At 72.4% G+C, this 9,015-nt stretch carries 10 protein-coding genes and 1 riboswitch; all 10 genes read right to left on the bottom strand.

Annotated elements, in window-relative coordinates:
- Positions 1–24: 24 nt before the first annotated feature.
- Positions 25–1,068 (bottom strand): hemolysin family protein, encoded by a 1,044-nt coding sequence (locus AB0D44_RS17560; RefSeq protein WP_362591215.1) that lies wholly within the window; start codon positions 1,066–1,068, stop codon positions 25–27.
- Positions 1,065–2,513: a hemolysin family protein gene (locus AB0D44_RS17555; protein ID WP_362591212.1), complete on the bottom strand. Its 1,449-nt coding sequence runs from the start codon at positions 2,511–2,513 to the stop codon at positions 1,065–1,067. Before AB0D44_RS17555 ends, AB0D44_RS17560 begins: the two co-directional genes overlap by 4 nt.
- Before the next feature lie 202 nt (positions 2,514–2,715).
- Entirely contained in the window at positions 2,716–3,180 is a 465-nt protein-coding gene (locus AB0D44_RS17550; RefSeq protein WP_362591210.1) for a PH domain-containing protein, read from the bottom strand.
- A 28-nt stretch (positions 3,181–3,208) separates the two neighbouring features.
- Positions 3,209–4,057, bottom strand: coding sequence for an ATP phosphoribosyltransferase (hisG, locus tag AB0D44_RS17545; RefSeq protein ID WP_362591207.1), 849 nt, complete (start codon positions 4,055–4,057; stop codon positions 3,209–3,211).
- Between the two features lie 70 nt (positions 4,058–4,127).
- Positions 4,128–4,406 carry a phosphoribosyl-ATP diphosphatase gene (locus AB0D44_RS17540; protein WP_362591204.1) on the bottom strand — a complete coding sequence of 93 codons (279 nt, stop codon included), beginning with the start codon at positions 4,404–4,406 and terminating at the stop codon, positions 4,128–4,130.
- A gap of 35 nt (positions 4,407–4,441) precedes the next feature.
- Positions 4,442–4,927 carry a 6,7-dimethyl-8-ribityllumazine synthase gene (gene ribH / locus AB0D44_RS17535; protein WP_007262951.1) on the bottom strand — a complete coding sequence of 162 codons (486 nt, stop codon included), beginning with the start codon at positions 4,925–4,927 and terminating at the stop codon, positions 4,442–4,444.
- 79 nt (positions 4,928–5,006) lie between these two features.
- Complete coding sequence (locus AB0D44_RS17530; RefSeq protein WP_362591201.1) at positions 5,007–6,311, bottom strand: bifunctional 3,4-dihydroxy-2-butanone-4-phosphate synthase/GTP cyclohydrolase II; 1,305 nt, start codon at positions 6,309–6,311, stop codon at positions 5,007–5,009.
- Entirely contained in the window at positions 6,308–6,964 is a 657-nt protein-coding gene (locus AB0D44_RS17525) for a nicotinamide mononucleotide transporter family protein (RefSeq protein ID WP_362591198.1), read from the bottom strand. The genes AB0D44_RS17530 and AB0D44_RS17525 overlap by 4 nt, the downstream gene beginning before the upstream one ends.
- Positions 6,961–7,566 carry a riboflavin synthase gene (locus AB0D44_RS17520; RefSeq protein ID WP_362591195.1) on the bottom strand — a complete coding sequence of 202 codons (606 nt, stop codon included), beginning with the start codon at positions 7,564–7,566 and terminating at the stop codon, positions 6,961–6,963. The genes AB0D44_RS17525 and AB0D44_RS17520 overlap by 4 nt, the downstream gene beginning before the upstream one ends.
- A gap of 1 nt (position 7,567) precedes the next feature.
- Positions 7,568–8,647: a bifunctional diaminohydroxyphosphoribosylaminopyrimidine deaminase/5-amino-6-(5-phosphoribosylamino)uracil reductase RibD gene (gene ribD / locus AB0D44_RS17515; RefSeq protein ID WP_362591218.1), complete on the bottom strand. Its 1,080-nt coding sequence runs from the start codon at positions 8,645–8,647 to the stop codon at positions 7,568–7,570.
- Between the two features lie 216 nt (positions 8,648–8,863).
- A riboswitch (FMN riboswitch) is annotated at positions 8,864–8,994 on the bottom strand.
- Positions 8,995–9,015 lie beyond the last annotated feature (21 nt).

Genomic DNA, 9,015 nt, shown 5'->3' with positions numbered 1-9,015 from the left:
CCCGGCAGCGGCGCCGCAGCCGGATCAGGTACGACCCGCCCGGACGCGGTGGGCCGGGTCGCGGACCTCGCCCACCAGCATTTCCAGGACGTCCTCCAGGGCGACCAGGCCGAGGACCCGGCCCGCCGGGTCGGCGACCTGGGCCAGATGGGTGGCGTCCCTGCGCATGACGCTGAGCGCGTCGTCCAGCGGAAGGGTCGCGGACAGGGTGGGCATCCGCCGCCAGACCCGCTGCGGTACGGCCCGCTCGCGCTCTTCCAGGTCCAGCACGTCCTTCACGTGCAGGTAGCCCATGAAGGCACCGTTCTCGGAGCGGACGGGGAAGCGGGAGTAGCCGGTGCGGACCGTCAGCTGTTCGATCTGCCGCGGGGTCGCGGACGGGCCGACCGAGACCAGGCGGCCCGGCGAGAGCAGGACGTCGGTGACCGGGCGGCTGCCCAGTTCCAAGGCGTCCTCGAGGCGTTCTTGCTCGCCGGGCTCCAGGAGCCCGGCCTGCCGGGAGTCCTCGACCAGACGGCCCAGTTGGGCGCTGGTGTAGACGGCCTCGACCTCGTCCTTCGGCTCGACCTTGAAGAGCCGCAGCACCAGCGTGGCGCAGGCGCCCAGCGCGGTGGTGACCGGCCCGCACAGGCGGGCGAAGGCGACCAGGCCGGGGCTGAACCACAGGGCGGTCTTCTCGGGGGCCGCCATGGCGAGGTTCTTGGGGACCATCTCGCCGATGACCAGGTGCAGGAAGACCACGGCGGCGAGCGCGACGGCGTAGCCGAGGGGGTGGATCAGGCCCTGCGGCACGTGGACGGCGTGGAAGACGGGCTCCAGCAGCCGGGCCACGGTGGGTTCGGCGACCGCGCCGAGGGTGAGCGAGCAGACGGTGATGCCGAACTGCGCGGCGGCCATCATGCGGGGCAGGTTCTCCAGGCCGTGCAGGACCTGGCGGGCCCTCTTGGAGCTCGCCGCGAGCGGCTCGATCTGGCTGCGCCGTACGGAGACGAGCGCGAACTCGGCGCCGACGAAGAAGCCGTTGGCGAGGACCAGCAGCAGGGCGAAGAGGAGCTGGAGCGCGTTCATCGGGCAGCGCCCTCCAGCTCGGCCGGCTGCGGGGCCGGGCCGGCGGTACGACGGTCTGCGGCGCCGACGCGGGCATCGGGCCGTGCGGTGCGGCCGGCCGCGGCGGGCCGGCCGTACGGGCTCGCCGCGGGGACGGTCGCGAGCCGTACCAGGCGCACCCGCTCCGCGCGGTTGCGGCCGACCCGGCGGACGGACAGCCGCCAGCCGGGAAGCTCCGCGCGGTCCCCGGGGGCGGGGATCCGGCCGAGGAGGTCGGCGACGAGGCCGGCGACGGTCTCGTACGGCCCCTCGGGCACCTCCAGGCCTATCCGGCGCAGCGTCTGCACCCGGCAGCTGCCGTCGGCCTCCCAGGAGGGGCGGCCGTCCTCGGCGGGTACGGCGGCCAGCTCGGGTCCGTCGTCCTCCGCGAGGTCGTGCTCGTCGCGGACCTCGCCGACGAGTTCCTCCACGATGTCCTCGAGCGTCACCACGCCGGCGGTGCCGCCGTACTCGTCGACGACCACGGCCATCGGCTGTTCGCTGCGCAGCCGCTCGAGCAGCGGCTGCACCGGCAGGGAGCCGGGCACCAGCAGCGGGGCGACGCTGATCCGGCCCACGGTGGTGCGGGCCCGCTCCGGCTCGGGCACGGCGAGGGCGTCCTTGAGGTGGACCACGCCGGTGATCTCGTCGATCCGGTCGCGGTAGACCGGGAAGCGGGACAGGCCGGTGGCTCGGGTGAGGTTGAGCACGTCGGCCGCGGTGGCCGTGTGCATCAGGGCGCTGACCTTCACCCGGGGGGTCATGACGTGCTGGGCCGTGAGCTCGCCCAGCGAGAGGGTCCGTACGAAGAGGTCGGCGGTGTCCTGTTCGAGGGCGCCGGCCTGGGCCGAATGGCGGACCAGGGAGACCAGTTCGCCGGGGGTGCGGGCGGTGGCCATCTCCTCGGTCGGCTCCACGCCGAGCGCCCGTACGAGCCGGTTGGCGACGGCGTTGAGACCGGCGATCACCGGCCGGAAGGCGCGGGAGAAGGCGTGCTGGGGGCCGGCGACGAAGCGGGCGACCTGGAGCGGCCGGGAGACCGCCCAGTTCTTCGGGACGAGCTCGCCGACGACCATCTGGACGGCGGAGGCGAGCAGCATGCCGATGGCCACGGCGACGCCGGAGGCGGCTCCCCCGGAGAGGCCGGTTGCGGCGAGCGGCCCGGCCAGCAGTGCGGCCAGGGCGGGTTCGGCGAGCATGCCGACCACGAGGGAGGTGATGGTGATGCCGAGCTGGGTGCCGGAGAGCTGGAAGGACAGCTCCCTCAGGGCTGTGACGACCGTGCGGGCACGGCGGTCACCGTCGGCCGCGGCGCGCTCGGCCTCGGGCTTCTCCACGGTGACGAGGCCGAATTCGGCTGCCACGAAGAAGCCGTTGGCGAGGATCAGGACGAAAGCCGCGCCGAGCAGGAGTAGCGGGGTGGTCATGCCGCCGCCTCCGTGGGGAGGGCGGCGCGGGTATTACCGGACGATCCGTCCATTGCTGGAGGGAGTCACTCCTCGAGTCGCAGGGTGCCCGTGTGCCCCGGGGGTCCCGGGACAGGTGGGAGGGCGCACGGCTGCGCCCCGCCACCAGGGTAGTCATTGAGATCGCGGCCGCAACGGTAGGCGGCCACGAGGTTCGGCGGGGTCAGCGGTCGGCGGCGCCGGTTCCCCTGGTTTCGGCGAGGGCGCGCAGGGCGCGGGCGTCGCCGATCGCCCGGGCCCTGGCGACGCCGGGCTGGATGCCGAGGGCGGGCAGGCTGGTGCCGTCGCTGAGGTCCAGGAACACCCACGGGTCGCCGGGGCGGAGGTTGACGCGCAGGATCTGCGCCCACTCCAGGCGGCGGGTGGTGGTGAGGTTGACGACGGTGACCCCGGCCTCGTCCGCGACCACCTTGGGGCGGCTGAGCAGGACGAGGACGGAGGTCAGCAGGACCGCGGTGAAGACGAAGCTGATCCGCTCGCCCGTGCTGAGGGTCTCGAGCAGGAGGGCGATCGCCGTGATGGTGGCGAACATGGCGAGCCCGACGCCCAGCAGGACGGCCCGGGTGCGGGTCGGCCGGAAGGTGACCGGCAGGGCGGGCGGTGCGGGCTGGGCGGCGGGCTCGGTCATGGTGTGCGCTCGGTTCTGCGAGAGGGGGTCAGAGACGGCAGGCGTGGATCGAGGTGGTGAGGATCGCGCGCGCGCCGAGCTCGTACAGGTCGTCCATGATCCGCTGGGCTTCCTTGGCCGGGACCATGGCACGGACGGCGACCCAGCCCTCGTTGTGCAGCGGGGAGACGGTCGGCGACTCCAGGCCCGGGGTGAGGGCGACGGCGCGCTCCAGGTGCTCGGCGCGGCAGTCGTAGTCCATCATCACGTAGCTGCGGGCCACCAGTACGCCCTGGAGGCGGCGCAGGAACTGCTGGGCGCGCGGGTCGTCGGCGTCGGTCCCGTTGCCACGGATGACGACGGCCTCGGAGGTGAGGATCGGCTCGCCGATGACCTCGAGCCCGGCGTTGCGCAGGCTGGTGCCGGTCTCGACGACGTCCGCGATGACCTGGGCGACGCCGAGCTGGATGGCGGTCTCGACCGCGCCGTCGAGGTGGACGACGGAGGCGTCGATGCCCTTCTCGGCGAGGTGCTTGGCGACGATTCCCTCGTACGAGGTCGCGATCGTCATCCCGTGGAAGTCCTCGGGACCCTTCGCGGTGCCGGGCAGGGTGGCGTAGCGGAAGGTGGAACGGCCGAAGTTCAGCGCCAGGATCTCCTCGGCGCTCGCGCCGGAGTCCAGGAGCAGGTCGCGGCCGGTGATGCCGATGTCGAGGCGGCCCGAGGAGACGTAGATCGCGATGTCCTTGGGGCGGAGGTAGAAGAACTCCACCTCGTTCTCGGGGTCGACGACCACGAGCTCCTTGGACTCCTTGCGCATCCGGTAGCCGGCCTCATGGAGCATCGCCGACGCCGGTCCGGAGAGTGAACCCTTGTTGGGGACGGCGATGCGCAGCATGGGGCTTCCTTCGGTGCGTGGGTACGCGAATACGCGGATGAGTGAATTTCTGCGGGGTTCGTGCCGGGGATCAGAGGTGGGAGTAGACGTCGTCGAGGGAGATCCCGCGCGCCACCATCATCACCTGGACGTGGTAGAGCAGCTGGGAGATCTCCTCGGCGGCGGCTTCCTTGCCCTCGTACTCGGCGGCCATCCAGACCTCGGCGGCCTCTTCGACGACCTTCTTGCCGATGGCATGGACGCCCTTGGCCACGAGCTCGGCGGTACGGGAGGTGCTGGGGTCGCCGTTGGCCTTGCCCTGGAGCTCGGTGAAGAGCTCCTCGAAGGTCTTGGAGGATGTGTTCGCCATGATGGTCCTCAGAATACGGGGTTCCCCCACGCCACTCAGCGCCAGGGTTCGCTGACCGTCCGCAGGGTCATGGCGGTGGAGACGGCGGCGGTGACCGCTTCGTGCCCCTTGTCCTCGTTCGACCCCTCGAGCCCGGCGCGGTCCAGCGCCTGCTCGTCGTTGTCGCAGGTCAGTACGCCGAAGCCGACGGGGACTCCGGTGTCGATCGACACCTGTACCAGGCCCTGGGTGACGCCCTGGCAGACGTAGTCGAAGTGCGGGGTGCCGCCGCGGATGACCACTCCGAGGGCGACGATGGCATCGTAACCGCGACCGGCGAGTACCTTCGCCACGACCGGGAGCTCGAAGCTGCCGGGGACGCGCAGCAGGGTCGGCTCGTCGATGCCCAGTTCGTGCAGGGCCCGCAGGGCTCCGTCGACCAGTCCGTCCATGACCTTCTCGTGCCACTGGGCAGCGATCACGGCGACGCGCAGGTCTCCGCAGTTCTTCACGCTCAGTTCGGGTGCGCCCTTGCCGCTCACAGCTCTGCTCCTCGGTGGTGGGTCTTCGTGTATGGGGTGACGGGTGGTGCGGGGGGTGGTGCGGGGGGGGGTGTTGCTGTTACTGGTTGCCGCAGGTGGAGGACGCGGCCACGGCCCCGTCCAGCCAGGGCAGGTCGTGGCCCATCCGGTCCCGCTTGGTGCGCAGGTACCGCAGATTGTGCTCGCCCGCCTCCACCGGCATGGCCTCCCGGCCGCGGACGTCGATGCCGTGCCGTACGAGGGCGTCGGACTTGTCGGGGTTGTTGGTCAGCAGCCGGACGCTGCGCACTCCGAGGTCGGCGAGGATCTGGGCGCCGGCCCCGTAGTCGCGGGCGTCGGCGGGCAGGCCCAGTTCGAGGTTGGCGTCGAGGGTGTCGCGGCCGCGCTCCTGCAGTTCGTACGCGCGCAGCTTGGACAGCAGTCCGATGCCGCGGCCCTCGTGGCCGCGCAGGTAGACGACGATCCCGCGGCCCTCGGTCTGGATGCGCTGCATGGAGGCGTGCAGCTGGGGGCCGCAGTCGCAGCGCTGGGAGGCGAAGATGTCGCCGGTCAGGCACTCGGAGTGCATCCGGACCAGGACGTCCGTGCCGTCGCCGATCTCGCCGTGGACGAGGGCCACGTGCTCGACGCCGTCGACGATGGAGCGGAAGCCGTACGCGGTGAAGTCGCCGAAGGAGGTCGGCAGGCTGACCTCGGCCTCGCGGCGCACGGTCGGCTCGGCGGAGCGGCGGTAGGCGATCAGGTCCTCGATGGAGATGATCGTCAGGCCGTGCTTGCGGGCGAAGGGGATCAGCTCGGGCAGGCGCAGCATCACGCCGTCCTCGCCGGCGATCTCCACGATGGCGCCGGCCGGGCGCAGGCCCGCGAGGCGGGCGAGGTCGACGGCGGCCTCGGTGTGGCCGTTGCGGACCAGGACGCCACCGGGCTTGGCGCGCAGCGGGAAGATGTGGCCGGGGCGGACGAAGTCGCCGGGCTCGGAGGCGCCGTTGGCCAGCAGCTGCAGGGTGGTGGCGCGGTCGGCGGCGGAGATTCCGGTGCTGACGCCGTGGGCGGCGCTCGCGTCGACGGAGACGGTGAAGGCGGTCTTCATCGACTCGGTGTTGTTCTGGACCATCTGGGGGAGCTCGAGCCGGTCCAGCTCGGGTCCCTCCATGGGGGCGCAGATCAGACCGCGGCACTCGCTCATCATGAAGGCGATGATCTCGGGGGTGGCCTTTTCGGCGGCGATGACGAGGTCGCCCTCGTTCTCGCGGTCCTCGTCGTCGACGACGACGATCGGGCGGCCCGCGGCGATGTCGCGGATGGCCTGCTCGACCGGGTCGAGCCGGAAGCGCTCGTCGAAGCTCTCTTCGGGGATGGCGGGCACGGGCTTGAGGCTGGTCATGCCGTTGCTCCTTCCAGGGCCGGGGCGGGGGCGGCGGTGCGCGAGCGCTGGTACCAGTCGTAGGCGCCCCACAGCACGAGGGCGAAGTACACGACGTAGACGAGGCCGGAGAAGGGCAGCCCGTTGGTGAAGGCGAGGGGGACGCCGACGAGGTCGACGAGGAGCCAGGCGAACCAGAACTCGACGAGGCCGCGGGCCTGGGCGACCATCGCGACGACGGTGCCGACGAAGATGTAGGCGTCCGCCCAGGGGCTCCAGGACAGGTGCGGGAACGCCGTGAACAGGCCGCCGACGGCGAGGGTGCCCAGCGCCGCGCCGGCGAGGAGCAGTCCGCGCTCCTTCCAGCCGGCGGTGCGTACGGCTATGGAGCCGTCCTGCGCCTGCTGCCGGCCGCGTTGCCAGGCACGCCAGCCCCATACGGCCACGCCGATGACCAGCAGCTGCTTGCCGACGCCGCCGGTGAGGTGGGCGGAGGCATAGGCGGCGATGAGGATGAGGCCGGAGAGGAGCTGGGCGGGCCAGGTCCACAGGGAGCGGCGCCAGCCGAGGGCGAGGGCGGCGAGGCCCATCAGGTTGCCGATCATGTCGGACCAGATGACCTTCTGGCCGAAGACGGTGAAGGCTTCGGCGTTGAGCCAGGTCAGGGCGCTCACCGGGCTGCCTTCCGGTCCGCGCCGAGCAGCCGCTCGACGTACTTGGCCAGGACGTCGACCTCGAGGTTGACCGGGTCGCCGGGCTGCTTGAGGCCCAGGGTGGTCAGCGCGAGGGTGGTGGGGATGAGGCTGATGGTGAACCAGTCGGCGGCGGCCTCGACCACGGTGAGGCTGACGCCGTCGACCGTGATGGAGCCCTTCTCGACGACGTAGCGGGAGAGGTTCTCAGGAAGGGCGACCTTGACGATCTCCCAGTGCTCCGAGGGGGTCCGGGAGAGGATCTCGCCGGTGCCGTCCACGTGGCCCTGGACCAGGTGGCCGCCGAGCCGTCCGCCGAGGGCCATCGGGCGCTCCAGATTGACCCGGGAGCCTTCGGTGAGGGCGCCGAGGCTGGAGCGGTTGAGGGTCTCCTGCATGACGTCGGCGGTGAACTCGCCGTCGGCAGTGTCCACGACGGTCAGGCAGACGCCGTTGACGGCGATGGAGTCGCCGTGCTTGGCGCCCTCGGTGACGAGGGGGCCGCGCAGGCGGAAGCGGGAGGCTTCCTCGAGCTGCTCGACCGCGGCGACCTCGCCCAGTTCTTCGACGATTCCGGTGAACACTTCAGCGCTCCTTGAGGGCTGTGGGGACGGAGGAAGCCGTGGGGACGGCGGTGATGCGCAGGTCCGTGCCGATGCGGACGGTCTCGGTGATCCGGAGCCGCAGCGCCTCGGTGAGGGTGCCGATGCCGGCGTCGGCGAGGGCGGCGGGACCCGCGCCGAGGAGGACCGGGGCGAGGTAGCCGACGACCTTGTCGACGGCGCCCGCGGCGACGAAGGCGCCGGCCAGGGTCGGGCCGCCCTCCAGGAGGACGGAGCGGACCCCGCGCCGGTGCAGCTCGCCGAGGAGCGCGGCCACGCAGATGCCGTGCTCGTCGGCCGGCAGCCGGGTCAGCTCCACGCCCGCGAGGTGGCGGGTGTCGGTCCCCTCGGCGACGGCGATCAGGGTGGGGGCGGCCCCGTCCAGGACGCGGGCGGTGGGCTTGACGGTGGCGTGGGTGTCGAGGACGACGCGCAGGGGCTGGACGGCCCCCTCGATGCCGCGGACGGCGAGGTGCGGGTCGTCGGCGCGCAGGGTTCCGGAGCCGACGACGACGGCGTCGGCCTCGGCGCGCAGCCGGTGGACGTCGGCGCGGGCCTCGGGGGAGCTGATCCAGCGGCTGGTTCCGTCGGCGGCGGCGACCCGGCCGTCGAGGGTGGCCGCGTACTTCCACAGGACGTACGGGCGTCCCAGCCGTACGGAGGTCAGCCATGCGGCGTTGCCCTCCTCGGCCTCCTGCGCGAGCAGCCCGGCCCGCACGGTGATCCCGGCGTCGCGCAGGGTGTCGGCGCCGCCGCGGGCCTGCGGGTTCGGGTCGGGGACGGCGTAGACCACGCGGGCGATCCCGGCCTCGATGAGGGCGAGGGCGCAGGGCCCGGTGCGTCCGGTGTGGTTGCAGGGCTCGAGGGTGACGTAGGCGGTGCCGCCGCGGGCTGCCCCGCCCGCCGCGCGCAGGGCGTGGACCTCGGCGTGCGGGCCGCCGGCCCGCTCGTGCCAGCCCTCGCCGACGACGGTGCCCGAGGCGTCGGTGATGACGCAGCCGACGACGGGGTTGGGGCTGGTGGAGCCGAGGCCGCGGGCGGCGAGCTCGACGGCTCGGCGCATGGCGCGGGTGTCCGCGTCGGGTGCTGCGTGCGCGGCGTGTGTCGCCACCGGGTCCTCCTGCCTCATCGGGCACGGACTCCGGGGCCTGTCGGGATACGACAGATGAAGCGGTACAGCTGCACGGGGACGCCGAGGCCGGAAAAACGGTCCGCTGCGGCCGCATCCGCAGGGATGCGCCGAGGAACCGCCGACGGCGGCGTACCGGTCACTGGCCCGCCGCGCACTGCCTCCCATCCGGACTTTAACCGTCGGTCCAGGAATCCCACCTGGTCAACCGGCCGCTGGCTGCGGACGGGTCGCGGACTATAACCGCCGGTTCGGAATTACACCGACCCCGGAGTGCGCTGCTACTGGTACTCCAGCCAGTT

Source organism: Streptomyces sp. NPDC048349, assembly GCF_040651925.1.
Classification (GTDB): Bacteria; Actinomycetota; Actinomycetes; order Streptomycetales; family Streptomycetaceae; genus Streptomyces.
Note: the sequence above shows the minus strand (reverse complement) of the source record. Positions and strands in the feature narration are given on the sequence as shown.